The organism is Mesorhizobium sp. WSM4815, assembly GCF_055811575.1.
Genome location: NZ_JBVVQS010000091.1, coordinates 25,383 through 42,595, shown reverse-complemented (window position 1 = coordinate 42,595; position 17,213 = coordinate 25,383). Strand labels below are relative to the sequence as shown.

The window sequence follows — 17,213 nt, the reverse complement described above, 5'->3', positions numbered from 1 at the left end:
CCCCGGACGCTCATCCATGCCATTGATTTGCCGCCATTGCTTCGGCAAAATCGCGGTTCTGGTCGAGCGCTGTCAACGGAATATCAACCATGATCGGCGATACACCAGGGATAGGAGAGCGGTCCTGTGGGGCGATCGCTTGGGGGCACGGTCGAGGGACCACCTGCAGCAACAACCCATCAGCGGCCGGCTGAAACCGGTTCAGGAGTAGCGATGCGCCGTTTCGCGGCTTTCATTATGCTGACGCTGCTGGGCGCCTGCTCGACCGTCGACGATCTTGCGCCCTCGCTGCCGGGCGCGCCGAGCGTTGCGGTGCGCGCACCCCGTTTTGACGACTCCGACCCGCATGAGTGGGACAGCGGCGCGCCGTGGAGCTATGCCGTTCATGGTACCGACGTCTCCAAATACCAGACCTCGGTCGATTGGCCGGCGGCCAGGGCCAGCGGCATTTCCTTCGTTTTCGTCAAGGCGACGGAAGGTGGCGATCGCTTCGACGCGTATTTCAACGAGCATTGGAGCCGCACGAAAGCCGCCGGAATTCCGCGCGCCGCCTATCATTTCTACTATTTTTGCACGCCGGCCGCGACGCAGGCGCGCTGGTTCATCCAGAACGTGCCCAGAGACCGCTCGGCAATGCCGCCGGTTCTCGACATGGAATGGAACCCGCAATCGCCGACCTGCAAGCTGCGTCCCAATGCGGCCACGGTGCGCAGCGAGATGAGCACTTTCCTCGAAATCGTCGAAAAGCACTATGGCAAGAAGCCGATCATCTACACCTCGATCGATTTCTTCGACGACAACGGCCTGTCGGCCTTCCGCGGCTATCCCTACTGGCTGCGTTCGGTGGCCGGCCATCCGCGCAAAAGATACGGCAGCCACCCGTTCACCTTCTGGCAGTACACCGGAACCGGTATTGTGCCGGGCATCTCAGGGAAGGCCGATATCAACGTGTTCAACGGCTCGGAAGCCACCTGGAACAAATGGCTGCGGCAGAACACCCGTTGACAGCGGGCCTGCAGCCTGCTTTTCGACACAGCCAATGAAGGACGCCTGCAACCGCCGGTAATCTTCTCGGGAGGATGGCGATGCGATTGCGCTTGGAAATTCTCGCGGCGCTGTTTCTGGCCGCCACGGCGCCGGCGGTGGCACAGCAATGTGGTGGCGATTTCCAGGCATGGAAGCAGGGCGTTGTGGCCGAGGCGAAGAATGCCGGCGTCGGCACTGCCGGACTCGAGGCGCTGGAAACCGCCGCTCTCGATGGAAAGGTGCTGGCGCGAGATCGCGCTCAAGGCGTCTTTACCCAGACCTTCATCGAGTTTTCGAACCGCATGATATCGGCCTATCGGCTGAAGCAGGGCGCGGTCATCTTAAAGGAATATGCCGACGTGTTTGCCCGCGCCGATCGCGAATTCGGCGTTCAGGCCCCGGTCATTGCCGCCTTCTGGGCGCTGGAAACCGATTTCGGCGCCGTGCAGGGCGATTTCCAAACGCTGAACGCGTTGGTCACGCTCTCTTACGACTGTCGTCGCCCGCAGCTCTTCCGGCCCCAGATCGTGCCATTGTTGACGCTGATCGATCGCGGCGTGGTCCCGGCCGACGTCACCGGTGCCTGGGCGGGCGAAATCGGCCAGACGCAGATGCTGCCTTCCGACTATCTCGGCCGAGGCGTCGACGGCGACGGCGACGAAGTGATCGACCTGCGCGGCAGCGCGCCTGATGTGATCATGACCACGGCCAACAAGATCACGTCGCGCGGCTGGAAACGCGACCAGCCCTGGATCGAGGAAGTCCGCGTGCCCGACGACTTGCCCTGGGACCAGACCGGCCGCACCAACAAGCTGCCGCTGACGCAATGGGCTCAGTGGGGTGTCACCAACCCGAACGGCACGCCGCTTGTCGACAACGGCCTGAAGGCAGGCCTCGCACTGCCTATGGGCCGCAAGGGGCCAGCCTTCCTGGTCTACGACAATTTCGACGTCTACCTCGAATGGAACCAGTCCTTCACCTATGCACTGACCGCGGCAAATCTCGCCGCGCGGCTGGCGGGTGCGCCGCAATTCGACCCGCGCAATCCCGAACCCGGCCTCAACGGCGACCAGATGAGGGCATTGCAGACAAAGCTTGAGGCCAGAGGCTATGACGTAGGCACGGTCGACGGCATCCTGGGCACCAACACCCGCGAGGCGATCCGCAAGGAGCAGATGCGGCTAGGCCTGCCGGTCGACGGCTGGCCGACACCGGAGCTTTTGGCGAAGCTGTAGCAGGTTAGTGCATAGTATTGAGTAGTGAATGGTGAATGGTGGTGAGTGGAACTAGGTACTCACTACTCACTACTGACTACTGACTACTGACTACTGACTTATTCACTATTCACTATTCACCATTACTAATCCGTCATCGCCTGGCAAGCAGGAAGTCGATAAACACTCGCAAGGCCGGCGGAACCTGCCGGGAGCTTGTATGATATAGGTGAAAGCCCGGAAATCTCGGCGACCAGGCTTCGAGAAAACGGATGAGCTTGCCGGTTTCGATCCACGGCCGAACCTGGTAATCCAGCATGTAAGCCACGCCGATCCCATCCAGGGCCGCCCTGATCATCAGTTCCGTGTCGTTGACCGTCAGACCGCCGTTCACGGCTATTTCGAAAGCGCGCTGGCCTCGCGCGAACTCCCATCGATAGATGTTGCCGCCACCGGGCCACTGGAAATTGATGCATTGGTGATGGTGCAGATCGGCGGGATGACGGGGCATGGGGTGATCCTCGAGATAGCTGGGCGCCGCCACCGCAGCCATCTCCAGTTCGTCGCTGAGTTTCACCGCCACCATATCCTTATGCAGCCGCTCACCAAGCCTGATTCCGGCATCGAATCGTCCCTCGACAATGTCAGTCAGTGTGTCGTCGACGATGATGGTGAGAGCAATATCGGGATAGGCCCGGCGGAAATCGCCGACGATGGGCACGATGAAACGCATGGCGGCGATGCGTGGAACGTTGATGCGCAACGAGCCTGCCGGTCGATCGCGCGATGCATGCGCGTCGGCGACAGCCCCTTCGAGTTCACTGAATGCCGGAGCGAGGCGGGCAAACAGCGTTTCGCCTGCAGTGGTCGGCGACACGCTGCGTGTCGTGCGGTTGAGCAGCCGGACACCGACACGCTCCTCCAGCCCGCGTATCGTCTGGCTAAGCGCCGGCGGCGAAATCCTGAGCCTGGCCGCGGCGCGGACAAAGCTGCCTTCCTCGACGATCGTCGCGAACGCCTTCAGCTCGGAAAACTCGGTCCCTCGCATTATGTACTTCAGACTTAACAAAGCTGTTCGATAATAGACTATTATCTGAGCAATAGCATGCCCCTAACTTCGACATGGGACCGACGCTCGATTTGGAGCGGGCGTAGCCAGACGAGAAAAGGGACAGCAGCTATGTATCATTCGCTTGATGGCAAAACCGCGCTCGTGACCGGCAGTTCGCGCGGCATCGGCCGCGCCATCGCCGAGGGGCTCGCGGCAAACGGCGCGGCCGTGGTCGTCAATTGTGTCGGCAACGAGAAAGCCGCCCAGGAAGCCGTTGCCGCCATCCGCGAGAATGGCGGCAAGGCCGTCGCCATTCGGGCCGATATCTCCATTGTTTCCGACATTCGCCGGCTGTTCGATGAAGCCGAGAAGCAGATGGGCGCGATTGACATCGTCGTCGCCAATGTCGGCGTCGCCGTCATAAAGCCGTTCGTCGAGGCCACCGAAGCCGACTTCGACCACGTCTTCGGCGCCAATGCCAAAGGCACCTTCTTCACGCTTCAGGAAGCGGCGCGGCGCGTGCGCGACGGTGGCCGCATCATCGCGGTTTCCACCGGTGGAACCAAGATGTTCTTCACCCAGACCGCCCTTTATCTCGGCAGCAAAGGAGCCGTCGAGCAGTTCGTCCGCGTCCTCTCGCGCGAACTCGGACCGCGCTCCGTCACCGTGAACGCGCTTTCGCCGGGCTTTACCGACACCGACCTGCTTCCGCAGCGGGACCGGGCCGTGGCTGCCGGCATGTCGCCCTTCGGCAGGATCGGAGCGCCGCGCGATGTTGCCGACGTCGCGGTTTTCCTCGCCTCCGGCGAGGCCCGCTGGCTGACCGGCGAGAACATCCAGGCCGGCGGCGGCGTTGCTTAGTGGGTAGTGAGTAGTGAGTAGTGAGTAGTGAATGGTGAATGGTGAATGGTGAATGGTGAATGGTGAATGGAATTAGATATTCATTCCTGATTACTGACTACTGACTATCCACTATTCACTATTCACTATTCACTATTCACTATTCACTATTAACCATTCACCATTCACTAATCCGCCATCGTCTCCAGGCTGGCAAACCCCTGCGGCGCGTCACCTTCATCGAACGGCGTCGTCACCTCGACAAACGTGTCGGGATAGAAGCCGTTGAACCGTGTCCTCAGCGACAGCGAATAGGCGCCGATATGGCCGATCTCGATCCAATCGCCGGTATCGACCGTTTCCGGCAGCCAGAACGGCCGCGACAGGATGTCGACGGAATCGCAGGTTGCGCCGCAGACCTTGAACGGCACGATGGTCTTCTCCTCGCCATTGCGCGAGCGGATCGCCGGGTCTGGAATGAAGCGCGCCGGCAGCGTGATCTTGCCGGTCCATGAATCCGACAGCGACGCCCAGATGCCGTCATTGATGTAGAGCCGCTTGCCCTTGCGCAGCAGCACACGCACGATCAGCGACAGGCAGCGCGCCACGATCACCCGGCCCGGCTCCGCCACCAGCGGCATCTGGTCGAACTGGTATTCCTTGAGGTCGCCCGACAGCCGCGACATGATCTGGCCGAGCGACGGCATCTCGATCTGCTTGCGGTTGGGATCATGGCCGTATTCGGCGGGAAAACCACCGCCGACGTCGAGGCCGGCGATGTCGAAGCTGACGCGGTTGCGCACCCAGTCGGCCGAGGCCAGCGCGCGCTGATAGGTGTCGGGATCCTCGATCTGACTGCCGACATGAAAGCACAGGCCGACCTTGTAGCCGGTCCGGTTCAGCCGTTCGGCCAGATCGACCGCATTGGCCGGTCCGGCGCCAAACTTCTTCGACAGTTCGTAGGCGGCCGATCCTTTCGTCTGGATGCGCACGAACACGGTGATCGCACCCGGATCGATATCGAGCGCCCGCACCACGCGGGTCAGCTTGGTGATCTCGTCCTCGTGGTCGAGCGAGATGACCCGGATGCCATATTTCTCCAGCGCCAGCTTGATGTCCGACTGTGCCTTGACCGGATGCATGTAGAGCATCTCGGCGTCCGGCGAGACTGCGCGCACGGCGGCGAACTCACCGGGCGAGGCCACGTCGAAAGCGCCGACGCCGGCCTCGACCAGCGCCTTCAGCACGATCTGCTCGCCGTTGGTCTTGACCGCATAGGCGGTCTTGCCGGGAAACATGCCCATGAACTGTCTGGCGTCCGCCTTCAGCACCTGCGGGCGGAAGCAATAGATCGGATCGTCCGGGCGAAGCGCCAGCGCCGCTTCGCGCGCATTTTCGAATTGCTGCATGGACGAATCCCTTGGCTTAGACTGCGCACAATTAATCCAACCTATGCGGGAATGAAAACAATTCTGTGTCTCGCACCCCTTACGCTGCGGCGCTACGGCAGATGATGGAATGCTAGTCCACTGTTCTGGTTTCGGGTGGCCCTTGCCGTCGAACAGGATATGGCCTGAACAGAAGCCTGATTGACTTGGCATTCAGAACCATCCGGGAGGATGATCCATGGCGATTTCGACGACGGCAATGCGCGGCCCCATGGTCTTGAAAGACTGGGCGCAGCTTCTGCTGCTCGGTGCGATCTGGGGTGGCTCGTTCTTCTTTGCCCGCATTGCGGTTGCCGAGATTCCGCCGCTGGTGCTGGTGCTGTTTCGCGTCGCCATCGCGGCGCTGGCGCTGCATCTCTATCTCGGCCTGCGCGGTCCGTCCTTCCGCATCGCCTTGCCGCATGCCGGCCTGTTCTTTCTGCTGGCGCTCGTCAACAACGTCATACCGTTCTCGCTGATCTTCGCCGGCCAGACCGAGCTTGGCGCCGGTGTCGCCTCGGTGCTCAATTCGACGACGCCGTTCTGGACGTTGATCCTCGCCAACGCGCTGACATCAGACGAAAAGCTCTCCTGGAACAAGCTTGCCGGGATCGCGCTCGGCATCGTCGGCACGGCGGTGATGATCGGTCCCGGCCTGCTTGCCGGGCTGGGCGGTCCGGTCTGGGCGAAATTCGCGCTGGTCGGCGCCTCGCTGTCCTATGCGGTGGCCCTGATGATCGCCCGCCGCTTCAAGGGTGTGCCGTCACCGGTCATCGCCACTGGACAATTGACCGCTTCGACCATCATCATGATCCCGATCGTGCTGCTTGGCCACGGCACTGCCAATCTGTTTTCGGCCTCGCCGCCGGTCTGGGCGGCGGTGTTGGCGATGGCCCTGCTGTCCACCGCCTTCGCCTACATCCTCTATTTCAACCTCGTCGCCTCGGCTGGCGCCACCAACGCCTCGCTGGTCACGCTGATCGTGCCCGCCAGCGCGATCCTGCTCGGCTTTCTGTTCCTGGGCGAACGGCTCGAATTGTTCGAGCTCGGCGGCATGGCGCTGATCGCGCTTGGCCTCGTCACCATCGACGGCCGCCTGTTCGGCCGACGCTGATGCATGTCACCAAAGCGCGCCCAGGCGCGACACGCTTGAGAGCTTCGTATCCAATCGAACGACGCTCCAATTCGTCGAATCTTCGCATCGACCCGAAATCGATCCCGACTTTCGGCGACGGTAGCGCTGCCATACCCATTCTTGCCCCAGCTCCGTCACATTTTGTACACAGGGCCGAAGCGGAATTTTGCCGAAGAGTTTCAATGCCTAACGGCAAATGGCCTGTCGCAAATTCCACATTGTCGTCGCATTGCAGCATAGTTTCCGCTTGCCTGTGGCAGAAATGCCCCTAGACTCTGGCCATAGCTCTTTAAGAGGAGGCTATGACATGGGGCTTACCAGGCCAATCAACGCATTGATGATTTGTGCTGCATTTGCATTCATCGGGGCGCTGATTATGGGCTTTCTTCCGTAGACCCGCCAAGCAACGGAAGCAGCACAAAATAGTCCAAGTCGTTGAAAAGGTCGGGTTTTTTACCCGGCCTTTTTGCATCCCGGATTTGACAGAGACTTACGCCGCGGCGGACCCCGCGGCTTCAGCCTCATGCGAGCGGATGCCGATCATGTGGCAGACGGCGAAGACCAGATCGGCGCGGTTCATGGTGTAGAAATGAAAATCGCCGACGCCGCGCTCGACAAGGTCCAGCACCTGCTCGGCCGCCACCGCGGACGCCACCAGCGCATGCGTCTGCGGGTCCGTCTGCAGCCCGTCGAAGCGCTCGGCCATCCACGCCGGCACCAGCGCACCGCAACGCGCCGAGAAATTGGCGACCTGGGTAAAATTGTGGACCGGCAATATGCCCGGCACGATCGGTATGTAGATGCCCGCCCGCCGCGCCCGCTCGACATAGCGCTCGTAGAGGTCGTTGTCGAAGAAGAACTGGGTGATCGCCCGCGTCGCGCCATTGTCGACCTTGCGCTTCAGCATATCGATATCGGTGGCGAAATCCGGGCTCTCCGGATGCTTTTCCGGATAGGCGGAGACCGAGATGTCGAAATCGCCGACACCTTTCAGCGCCCCCACCAGTTCGGCGCCGTTGGCATAGCCGTCCGGATGCGGACGATAGGCGGCGCCGACGCCCTCGGCCGGATCGCCGCGCAGGGCGACGAAGCGGGTGACACCCATGTCGGCGAATTCCTGGATGACTTCATCGACCTCGTGACGCGCCGCATCGACGCACGTCATGTGCGCCGCCGGCGTCAGCGTCGTTTCGTTGAGGATGCGCTTGACCGTGCGCGCCGTGCGCTCGCGGGTCGAGCCGCCGGCGCCATAGGTGACGGAGACGAATTTCGGCTTGAGCGGCTGCAGCCGGGTGACGGTGTCCCACAGCCTTGCTTCCATCTCGTCGCTCTTCGGCGGGAAGAACTCGAACGAAACCCTGATCTTGTCGCCAATGTCAGGGCGGCGGGAAAAGCGGAACTGGTTCATCAGGCGGTTTCCCCTATCGGAAAGGCATTGGCCGGTTGTGCGTGGTTGGAAGGATCGGCGATCAGCATGCGCTGGTCACGGCCGAGCCACAGTTTTACGGTGAGCCTGGGTTCGTTGCCGGCGCGCGGCTCGAATTCCTGGCTCTCCTCGAGGTCGAGCCCGGCCTCGGAAAACCACTCGGTGATCTGCCGGTCGGCAAAGCCGAGCCGCACATGCGCGTGGGCGTCGCGCAGGAATTCCAGCGAATGCGGAGCGAAATCCACGATCACCAGCCGGCCTGCCGGACGCAGCAGCCGAGCTGCCTCGCGGATCGCGCGGGCAGGATCGTCGAGATAGTGCAGCACCTGGTGGATGGTGACGAGATCGAAGGCGTCGCGCTCGACCGGCGGCGCAAAAATGTCGCCCTGACGCACCTGCGCATTCGAAATGCCGGCCTTGTCGAGATTGGCGCGCGCCACCGTCAGCATCTCGCGCGACATGTCGATGCCAATGCCGCGCCGGTAGAGCGGCGAAAAGATCTCGAGCAGCCGCCCGGTCCCAGTGCCAAGGTCGAGCATCGACTGGAACGGCCGCTTGCCGACGAGCTTGAGCAGCGCTGCCTCCACGGCGCGGTCCGGCACATGCAGCGAGCGGATGTGATCCCAGCTTGCGGCATTTGCGGAGAAATATTCGGCGGCGCGATCCTGCCGCTTGCGCTTGACCGCCGCCAACCGCTCGAGGTCACGCTCGACCTGCGGATCGGCACCCCGGATACCGGAGACCAGCCTGAGCACGAAACCCCGCGCCGCATCCGAATCCGACAGCCGGAAGAAGGCCCAGGAGCCCTCCTGATAGCGGCCGATCAGCCCCGCCTCCAGTAAAAGCTTCAGGTGGCGCGAGACGCGCGGCTGCGACTGGCCGAGGATTTCGGTGAGATCGGAAACGGTGAGGTCGCCGCGCGACAGCAACGCCAGGATGCGCAACCGGCTGGATTCGGCCGCCGCCTTCAATGTATCTACCATGGTGTCGAGCGCGACATGCATGCGAGCATTCTCTTTGAAAAAGATATAAACATATGTTTATGTCGATTTTGGTTGGCTTGCAAGCGCTATGTCGCTCCCGGACAAGAAAATGACGCATGCGGTGCGGATCGCCAACAGCCGGATGCATGATCGGGGTGGAAAACCATGTTCGAAACGCGCAGCGGCGAAAAGCTTCTGGAAACTGATCCCGCCGATATGCCGCCGGACGGCCATGTCGTCTTCATCGGCCGCATCGCCTCGCCCTGGACCACGCGGGAAACTTGCCCCAAGAACATGAAGGCCGCGCAGGAAACGGGACGGCCGGCGGTTCTGACGATCGAGCTGCCTTATCGCGATGGCCTGCTCGGGCTTGAACGCGCCAGCCACGTCATCATCCTGTCCTGGCTGCACCACGCACCGCGGACCTTGATTGTTCAGAAACCCCGCCATGCGGCTGAACCGAAAGGCGTTTTTTCGCTGCGCTCCCCGGCCCGGCCGAACCCGGTCGGGTTGCATATCGCAAAACTCGTCGCCCTCGACATCGAAACGGGCCGTATCGATCTCGATGCCATCGACGTGCTCGACGGCACGCCGGTGATCGACATCAAGCCTTATTTCGCTTCGACCGATGCCTTTGCCGATGCGACCATTGCCGGACGGGACGAGCCCGGACAGGTCATGCCCGGACAGGTCATGCGATGAGCGCGCCGACCGGTCGCCGCCGCGCCATCGCCAAGGCGCTGACAGCGCTTTTGCCGCTGGCGCCCTATGCCGACATGGAGAAGATCCGCGCCGACGCCGGCGCGGTGCATATGAAGAGCTTGCCGCCGAGCATTGCCGTGTGGCTGGCAACCATCGCTCATATCCGCCATATGCACACCGACTACGAAAAGCTGCTGGCCGAAGGCTATGACCGCGATTCCGCGCGCTTCTTCGTCATCGAGCAAACCAACACAGTGCTGACCCGCTGGCGCGCCACCCGTCTGCTCCAGGATGAGGACGAGGAATAGAGGAGCGATGGCACCCGTATGAGCTCTACGGCGTCTGTCCTCGGGCTTGCCAAAGGCAAGACCCGTGGGCGACCACCTCCCCCCGCTGGCAATGCGCCTCGACGAACAACTATGCCCGGTAAATCCACTGCTCGGGCACACGCACCGAAATCTCCTCGCCGGCCGTGATGCGGCCTGGTTTTTCCACCCAGGCGACGAGGCCGCGCAGCCGCTTTGCCGCCTTCGGGAACAGCAATGCGCCGGCCTCGTGGTCGGCCATTCCGGCATTCTCGGCGACCGATCGCCCGGCGATGCGGCAAGGTCCGTTCTGCGCGTCGACCTTGACGGTGACGCCTCCTTTAAAGAACAGCAGCGTGCCGGACGGCAGCATCGAGAGATGCGGCAGGCCTTCGATCAACAGATTGGCGCCGATCCACTCCGGCTTGATCTCGGCGATGGCCATCCGCCCTGCCACGATCGCCAGCTCGTCCGCGGCCACGATCGACAGCTGGCGCTCGTTGCGCATCTCGGTGCCGCGCGGATACCAGGGCTCGCGCCCGCCGGAGCGCCGCGTCGCGCCGGCGTGGAAATCGCCGTCGATGCCGTCGAAGCCAAGCCGCAATTCATCCACCGCGCGTGTCTCGAAATGATCCGATGGCGCGACGTAAAGCGCGGCCACCCGCGCGACAAGTTTCCGCGCCGGGATGATTTCGACCGGGTTTACCGTCTCGGGGAAGAGGTCCAGCATAGGCTTCGCTCCGTGCGTGATGCCAAGCAATTAGCCGCAGTGAGTTCATCAGGTCCAGCCTAAAGCACTGATGCTCCAGTCAAGCAGGCTGATGCGATTACACCGGCGCCTTCCAATGCCGGTGCCGTTCGCGCCAATCAGAGCATGCGCAACAGCGCCCCGCCGATCGAATAGCCGGCGCCGAAGGCGCAGAGCAGGCCATAGTCGCCGGCGTTCATGTCGGCGTGGTTTTCCGACAAGGCGACGACCGCACCGGCGCCGGCGGTGTTGCCGAGGCGCTCCAGCACCATCGGCGCGCGGTCATGGTCGACCTCGTGGCCGAACGACAGCTTCAGGATCATGGCGTTCATCCGTGCATTGGCCTGATGCAGCCAGAAGCGCCGGATCGCTTGCGGCGTCAGCCCATGCTCGGCCAGGAACTCGACGATGAACTTGTGCCCGGCGACGGTGACTTCCTTGAACACCTTGTTGCCGACCTGCTTGATCAGGTTGCCTTCCAGGTTGATCATATACGGATCGTCCTGGGCGGTGCGCGTGTAGTAGCCGAGATTGGTGCGGATGTTGTTGGACATCTGCGTCCAGGTCCGGGTGTCGAGCACCTCGAAGCGTCCCGGCCGCTTGTCGCCCTGGGCAAGCCCCTCGACGACCATCGAGACCGAAGCGTCGCCGAAGATGAAATGCGTCTGCCTGTCGCGGAAGTTGAGATGGCCGGTGATGATCTCGGGCGTCGTCACCAGCACGCGCCTGTGTGCGCCTGCCCGCACCAGATTGACCGCAATATGCAACGCCGCCGCCGCCGACGAGCAGCCAAGGCCCATGTCGAAACCGGCGCCCTTCGTGCCCATCGCCTGCTGCATCTCGATGGCGATCGCCGGATAGGGCCGCTGGTGATGCGAGGCCGAGCAGATCACCAGGTCGACATCAGGTGGCTCCAGGCCGGCATGGTCGAGCGCTTTCCTGGCCGATGCGATGCCGAACTCGGCTTCCAGCGACAGCGCGTCGTCCGGCCGCGCCGGAATGCGCGGCGCCATGCGGGTCGGGTCGAGAATGCCTTCCCGCTCGATCACATGGCGCGTCTGCACGCCCGAAGCATGGACGATGAAGGCGCTGTCCGACTTCTGCAGCAGCGTCTCGCCCGAAGCCTGGCGGCGGACATTCTCCATCTCGACCCAGGCATTGAAGCTGTCGACCAATTCCTCATTGGTGATCGAAGGCCCGGGGATTTCAGCGCCGATGCCGCTGATGATGACGCGATGCATTTTCAGTTCGTCCCCATGCGCAGGCGCTACGGCTTGATGTGGGCGCCGCGAGAGCTCGGCGCAACATTATTCGCATCAAGCTAGTTTAAGCCGGCTTAAATCAAGGGCCTGAGGCAAAAGACCACAACCTTGCGTGGCTGAAATGCGCATTGTGGCGAAACCGAATCAAGCGCAGCCAGGCAGTGCGTCTCGATGCGGCCAATCGTTTCTAGGCAGCGCGCCGTGCGACGATGAAAAGGCGCGGGAAACGCAGCAGCACCTTGCCGTTCGCCGTCTTCGGATAGGCTTCGGTTATCCCAGCGGTGTAGCGCGTGAGAAAAAACCGTCGCTCGTCCGCGTCGAGCGGATCGAGGAACGGCTTCAGCCCCGTCGACTTCAGCCACTCGACGATCGCCCCGGCATCGGCCAGCGGATGATTGTAGGCGGTGTGCCAGATGTCGAGCCGGTCGGAGAGCGGCGACAAAAGATCGTAATAGAACGACACCGGCGGCAGCGGCCCGCGAGCAGCACCCTCGAGCTTTTCGGCAAACGGCATTTCGGCCGCCGTCTCGCGCATCAGCCGGTGCGACGGCTCGCCCATATTGTCGGGCATCTGCACGGCAAGCGCGCCGCCTGGCGCCAAAAATCCCATCAGCCGCTGGAAGATCGCCGGATGCTCGGGCAGCCACTGGAACACCGCATTGGCGAAGATCACGTCGACCGGCTCTTCGGGCTGCCACGCCGCCGCATCCGCCAGTTCGAAAGCCACATCCGGCAGACGTGCCTTCGCCTTCTCGATCATGTCGGGCGAGGTGTCCAAACCGCTGACCTCAGCGCTCGGCCAGCGTTCGACCAGCAATTGCGTCGAATTGCCCGGCCCGCAGCCGATGTCGACGACCCGGCGCGGCGCCGCCATCGGCACCTGCGCAACGAGATCGCGCGCCGGACGCGTGCGCTCGTCCTCGAATTTGAGATATTGGGCGGCGGACCAGTCTGCCATTTCAGCTCCTCAGATCATTTGAGAATGCGCCGCCCTAAAACCCCTATCGCGTCAACCTCTTGTACGTCATGCGGTGCGGGTTGATGGCGTCGGGGCCGAGCCGGCGGATCTTGTCCTGCTCGTAATCCTCGAAATTGCCCTCGAACCACTCGACATGGCTGTCGCCCTCAAAGGCAAGAATGTGCGTCGCCAGCCGATCGAGGAACATGCGGTCGTGCGAGATGATGACGGCGCAGCCGGCGAAGTTTTCCAGCGCGTCTTCGAGCGCCGCCAGCGTTTCGGTATCGAGATCGTTGGTGGGTTCGTCGAGCAGCAGCACATTGCCGCCGGTCTTCAGCATCTTGGCCAGATGGACGCGGTTGCGCTGGCCGCCGGACAGATTGCCGACCTTCTGCTGCTGATCGCCGCCGCGGAAATTGAACGAGGCGCAATAGGCGCGGGTGTTGGCCTCGAACTTGCCGAGCTTGACCACTTCGGCGCCGCCCGAGATTTCTTCCCACACGGTCTTGGCCGGGTCGAGCGCATCGCGGCTCTGGTCGACGTAACCGAGCTTGACCGTCTCGCCGACGCGGATCGTGCCGGCATCCGGCTTTTCCTGGCCGGTGATCATGCGGAACAGCGTCGTCTTGCCGGCGCCGTTCGGGCCGATGACGCCGACGATGCCGCCGGGCGGCAGTTTGAAGTCGAGGTCGTCGATCAGCAGCGTATCGCCAAAGCCCTTCGACAGGTCCTCGACCTCGATCACCACATTGCCGAGCCGCTCGCCATGCGGAATGACGATCTGGGTGTCGCTCGGACGCCGCTTGTCGGCCGCATCCAGCAGATCCTGGAACGCCTGGATGCGCGCTTTCGACTTGGTCTGCCGTGCCTTGGGGCTGGACTGGATCCACTCGCGCTCGCGGCCGATCGCCCGCTGGCGCGCATCGTCCTCGCGGCCCTCCTGCTTGAGCCGCTTGGCCTTGGCTTCGAGATATTTGGTGTAGTTGCCCTCATAGGGAATGCCGCGGCCGCGATCGAGCTCGAGGATCCAGCCGGTGACATTGTCGAGGAAGTAGCGATCGTGGGTGATGATCATCACCGCGCCGGGATAGGCGCGCAGATGCTTTTCCAGCCACGCCGTCGTCTCGGCGTCGAGATGGTTGGTCGGCTCGTCGAGCAGCAGGAGGTCGGGCTGGCGCAGCAGCAGTTGGCACAGTGCCACGCGGCGGCGCTCGCCGCCCGACAGCTTGGTGACGTCGGCTTCCTTGGGCGGGCAGCCCAGCGCTTCCATCGCCATCTCGACCTGCTGTTCGAGATCCCACAGGTTGAGCCGGTCCATCTCGTCCTGGAGCTTGGCCGACTCGTCGGCCGTCTCGTCGGAATAGTTCATCATTAATTCGTTGTAGCGTTCGATGATCGCGGTCTTGGCGGCGACGCCTTCCATGACGTTCTCGAACACGGTCTTGCTCGCATCGAGCGCCGGCTCCTGCGCCAGGTAACCGACGGTGGCGCCTTCGGCCAGCCACGCCTCGCCGCTCCACTCCTTGTCGATGCCGGCCATGATCTTGAGGATGGTCGACTTGCCGGCGCCGTTCGGCCCGAGGATGCCGATCTTGGCGTCCGGGTAGAAGGAGAGGTGGATATTCTCGAGCACCTTCTTGGTGCCGTAGGCCTTGTTGAGGCCGGCCATGTGATAGATGAACTGGCGTGCCACGCGCGCTTTCCCTGAAAAGTCGACTGGAATGTCGGATTGAATGGAAGTTGCGCGCTATGTAGGCGATGCCGCGCCGAACGGCAAACTGTTTTGGCATTTCGGATTTGTCTTCCGGCCGAGACGGGCGCGATCGGCATCGGCGCATAGGCATCCAGTGTCACTGGAACTCGATCGGATCGACGATGCCTTTCGGACAGCCGGCATTGTTCGTCGGCACTGAGGCCAGCAGCAGCTCACTGAGCGAAGAGTTCGGACCGATTGGGCCGGTCAGGCCGAGCGTCAGTTCGCCGATCAGCCGCCTGCCGCTCGAAGGATCGTTCACGCAGGAGACGCGAACCCGCTCGCCGGCGCCGGGACCAAAGGCACTGTCGAAGGCGGCGCGGATCTGGCCAGAGGTCAGATCCCGGCCAATTTTCTGCGTGAAAAGATCACGCACCGATGACGCATTCACCGCGCGCGTCAAGTTCAGCGCATCGGAAAAATACGCCTGCTGGCTCTTGCCGTAACAGGTGCCATGCTTGATCCACTCATGCCTGTCGAGAGCGGATGCGGTGCCTGGCATGACCCGATCGAGCTCCGACCGGGTGTTCGGCTCGAGCTTGACCGGCGGCAGGTCCTGCCAGTGCGCCGGATTGTCGTTCGCCTTGTCGGCCGCTGCCACCTGGCAATAGAAATTTCCGTTCGGCTGCGGCCACAGCCCGTGCAAGGCGAAATGCGTTGCCTCAAAACCGGCCGCGGTCTGCGCCTTGCATTCGGTCTTGCCGGGCCTGGTTTCGCAAAACGCCGGCTGCCAGCTCAGCGCGAGGACATATTCGGGCTTTCGCGAAGCCGGCTCAGCAGGCTTCTCCTGGTCGGCCGGCACCGGTGCTGCCGATTCCCCGGACGCGCTGCCGCCCGAAACATGGCCGCAATCGACCTTCACCCAGCGGCGCTCCGGATCGGCCCCGGGCACGCGGATCAGATAGTGCGTGGGAGCATCCTTGTTGCCAGCCAGCAGCTCGTAGCTCTGTCCCGCATCGGTCGCGATATTGCCCGGGTTCTTGCCGCTCCTGATGGCCTGGGTGGCTGGACAGATGGCGTCGGCGACGAAAGAGCCGCTCATCTTGACCTCGGCCCGCACAGCACCCGTCAGCGACGCGGCGGCAAGCGCCGATCCAAAAACAAGACCTGTCAGCGTACGCATGGGTACTCTCCGGTTGAATAATGCTGGGCAACAGACTGCCGCTCTCTGGGTAGCAAATTCTCCATGTCAGAATTGCGATACCCGCGTTGCGACGCAAGAACAGCGCTGCAAAACACCGCCAACGGATTGACGCAAAACCGGCGTCGGCGCACACAAATCTCCAGGCGGAAAAGGTCGCGTTGGAGACGAATCGATAATGTCATTCAGCCAGCAGCGCGTGCTGCGATCGCCGACCGGCGCCGAGCTCAACCTTTACGTGAAACGCGCCGAGGGCCGCCCGCGTGCGGTTGTCCAGATCAATCACGGACTGGCCGAACATGCCGCGCGCTATGTCCGCTTCGCTACCTTTCTGGGCGAGTGCGGCTTCCACGTCTATGCCCATGACCATCGCGGCCATGGCGCCACCAAGGCGCCAGACGCTCCGCTCGGCACATTCGCCAAAGTGGATCGCGGCGCCAAGGTCATCGCCGATGTCGCGGCGGTGCACGACCTGATCGCCGGCGACCATCCCGGCCTGCCGGTCATCGTCTTCGGCCATTCCATGGGCGGTCTCGTCGCGCTGAATTTCATGCTTCATAATTCGAACCGGCTGCACGCCGCGGCCATCTGGAACGCCAATTTATCCGCCGGGCTCGCCGGCCGTGCCGCGCAAATCATCCTGGCCTGGGAAAAATTCCGGCTCGGCTCCGACATGCCGTCGCGCCTGCTGCCGAGACTGACCTTCCAGGCCTGGGGCAAAGCCGTCCCCGATCACCGCACGCCGTTCGACTGGCTGTCGCGCGACGCGGCCGAAGTCGACAAATACATCGCCGATCCGCTGTGCGGCTGGGATGCGTCGGTGTCGATGTGGCGTGACCTGTTCGGCTTTGTCTTCGACGGCGCCGACGACACCAAATTTTCCGGCATCCGCAAGACCCTGCCGATCTGCCTGGTCGGCGGCGAAAAGGATCCCGCCACCGGCGGTGGCAAGGCGGTCAGCCATCTCGCTGGGCGCCTGCACAGGATGGGCTTTTCGAATCTCGTTTCAAAGGTTTACGCCGAGACCCGCCACGAAAGCCTGAACGAGGTGAATCGAAATATCATCATGGACGATTTCGCCGCATGGGCCGACAGCGTGCTGAAACAAGCCTGACCGAGATTGGCACGGTCCGGTTGGCCCATTGCAAGAACCGTGACTTCGGCACGCGGGATTGATAGTGCATGTTGCCCAAAAGTGCGCAGCGGTTTTGGGATAACGACATGCATAAAAAGAAAACCAGA

At 62.6% G+C, this 17,213-nt stretch carries 16 protein-coding genes; 7 read left to right on the top strand and 9 right to left on the bottom strand.

Annotation, left to right across the window (positions count from 1 at the left end; translation table 11 throughout):
* The first annotated feature begins 213 nt into the window (after positions 1-213).
* Both AC0L2B_RS13575 and AC0L2B_RS13570 read left to right on the top strand, forming a co-directional pair.
* A complete protein-coding gene (locus tag AC0L2B_RS13575; protein ID WP_287138262.1) occupies positions 214-1,005 on the top strand; it encodes a glycoside hydrolase family 25 protein in 792 nt (263 codons plus the stop codon).
* 80 nt (positions 1,006-1,085) lie between these two features.
* Positions 1,086-2,261 (top strand): lytic murein transglycosylase, encoded by a 1,176-nt coding sequence (locus tag AC0L2B_RS13570; RefSeq protein WP_473745684.1) that lies wholly within the window; start codon positions 1,086-1,088, stop codon positions 2,259-2,261.
* A gap of 133 nt (positions 2,262-2,394) precedes the next feature.
* Here the strand turns inward: AC0L2B_RS13570 and AC0L2B_RS13565 are convergent, their stop codons facing one another.
* Positions 2,395-3,288 carry a LysR family transcriptional regulator gene (locus AC0L2B_RS13565; protein ID WP_473745683.1) on the bottom strand — a complete coding sequence of 298 codons (894 nt, stop codon included), beginning with the start codon at positions 3,286-3,288 and terminating at the stop codon, positions 2,395-2,397.
* Between the two features lie 132 nt (positions 3,289-3,420).
* On the opposite strand from AC0L2B_RS13565, the gene AC0L2B_RS13560 reads away from it, so the two are divergent.
* Positions 3,421-4,152 (top strand): SDR family oxidoreductase, encoded by a 732-nt coding sequence (locus AC0L2B_RS13560; protein WP_473745682.1) that lies wholly within the window; start codon positions 3,421-3,423, stop codon positions 4,150-4,152.
* Positions 4,153-4,319: 167 nt separating this feature from the next.
* On the opposite strand, the gene AC0L2B_RS13555 is transcribed toward AC0L2B_RS13560, so the two are convergent.
* Positions 4,320-5,540 carry an alanine racemase gene (locus AC0L2B_RS13555; RefSeq protein WP_473745680.1) on the bottom strand — a complete coding sequence of 407 codons (1,221 nt, stop codon included), beginning with the start codon at positions 5,538-5,540 and terminating at the stop codon, positions 4,320-4,322.
* A gap of 217 nt (positions 5,541-5,757) precedes the next feature.
* Between AC0L2B_RS13555 and AC0L2B_RS13550 the strand changes: the two genes are divergently transcribed.
* A complete protein-coding gene (locus tag AC0L2B_RS13550; RefSeq protein WP_473745679.1) occupies positions 5,758-6,672 on the top strand; it encodes a DMT family transporter in 915 nt (304 codons plus the stop codon).
* Between the two features lie 511 nt (positions 6,673-7,183).
* Here the strand turns inward: AC0L2B_RS13550 and metF are convergent.
* Together metF and AC0L2B_RS13540 are read right to left on the bottom strand one after the other, a co-directional pair.
* Positions 7,184-8,101, bottom strand: coding sequence for a methylenetetrahydrofolate reductase [NAD(P)H] (gene metF, locus AC0L2B_RS13545; RefSeq protein WP_023798712.1), 918 nt, complete (start codon positions 8,099-8,101; stop codon positions 7,184-7,186).
* The gene (locus AC0L2B_RS13540) at positions 8,101-9,123 is read right to left on the bottom strand and encodes an ArsR/SmtB family transcription factor (RefSeq protein WP_473493937.1); all 1,023 of its coding nucleotides are present in this window, start codon (positions 9,121-9,123) and stop codon (positions 8,101-8,103) included. Before AC0L2B_RS13540 ends, metF begins: the two co-directional genes overlap by 1 nt.
* A gap of 144 nt (positions 9,124-9,267) precedes the next feature.
* Between AC0L2B_RS13540 and tsaA the strand changes: the two genes are divergently transcribed.
* Both tsaA and AC0L2B_RS13530 read left to right on the top strand, forming a co-directional pair.
* Positions 9,268-9,804: a tRNA (N6-threonylcarbamoyladenosine(37)-N6)-methyltransferase TrmO gene (gene tsaA, locus AC0L2B_RS13535; RefSeq protein WP_473745678.1), complete on the top strand. Its 537-nt coding sequence runs from the start codon at positions 9,268-9,270 to the stop codon at positions 9,802-9,804.
* Positions 9,801-10,112: a DUF2293 domain-containing protein gene (locus AC0L2B_RS13530; RefSeq protein ID WP_473745676.1), complete on the top strand. Its 312-nt coding sequence runs from the start codon at positions 9,801-9,803 to the stop codon at positions 10,110-10,112. The genes tsaA and AC0L2B_RS13530 overlap by 4 nt, the downstream gene beginning before the upstream one ends.
* Before the next feature lie 109 nt (positions 10,113-10,221).
* Here the strand turns inward: AC0L2B_RS13530 and AC0L2B_RS13525 are convergent, their stop codons facing one another.
* From AC0L2B_RS13525 to AC0L2B_RS13505, 5 genes are all read right to left on the bottom strand, one after another.
* Entirely contained in the window at positions 10,222-10,839 is a 618-nt protein-coding gene (locus AC0L2B_RS13525; protein WP_473745675.1) for an MOSC domain-containing protein, read from the bottom strand.
* A 137-nt stretch (positions 10,840-10,976) separates the two neighbouring features.
* Positions 10,977-12,098 carry a beta-ketoacyl-ACP synthase III gene (locus AC0L2B_RS13520; RefSeq protein ID WP_473745674.1) on the bottom strand — a complete coding sequence of 374 codons (1,122 nt, stop codon included), beginning with the start codon at positions 12,096-12,098 and terminating at the stop codon, positions 10,977-10,979.
* 208 nt (positions 12,099-12,306) lie between these two features.
* On the bottom strand, positions 12,307-13,077 hold the full coding sequence (gene tam, locus AC0L2B_RS13515) for a trans-aconitate 2-methyltransferase (RefSeq protein ID WP_473745673.1): 771 nt from the start codon (positions 13,075-13,077) through the stop codon (positions 12,307-12,309).
* 43 nt (positions 13,078-13,120) lie between these two features.
* A complete protein-coding gene (ettA, locus tag AC0L2B_RS13510) occupies positions 13,121-14,770 on the bottom strand; it encodes an energy-dependent translational throttle protein EttA (RefSeq protein WP_473745672.1) in 1,650 nt (549 codons plus the stop codon).
* Between the two features lie 157 nt (positions 14,771-14,927).
* Complete coding sequence (locus AC0L2B_RS13505) at positions 14,928-15,953, bottom strand: ribonuclease T2 family protein (protein WP_473745671.1); 1,026 nt, start codon at positions 15,951-15,953, stop codon at positions 14,928-14,930.
* 196 nt (positions 15,954-16,149) lie between these two features.
* On the opposite strand from AC0L2B_RS13505, the gene AC0L2B_RS13500 reads away from it, so the two are divergent.
* Positions 16,150-17,085, top strand: coding sequence for an alpha/beta fold hydrolase (locus AC0L2B_RS13500; protein WP_473745670.1), 936 nt, complete (start codon positions 16,150-16,152; stop codon positions 17,083-17,085).
* Positions 17,086-17,213: the final 128 nt, after the last annotated feature.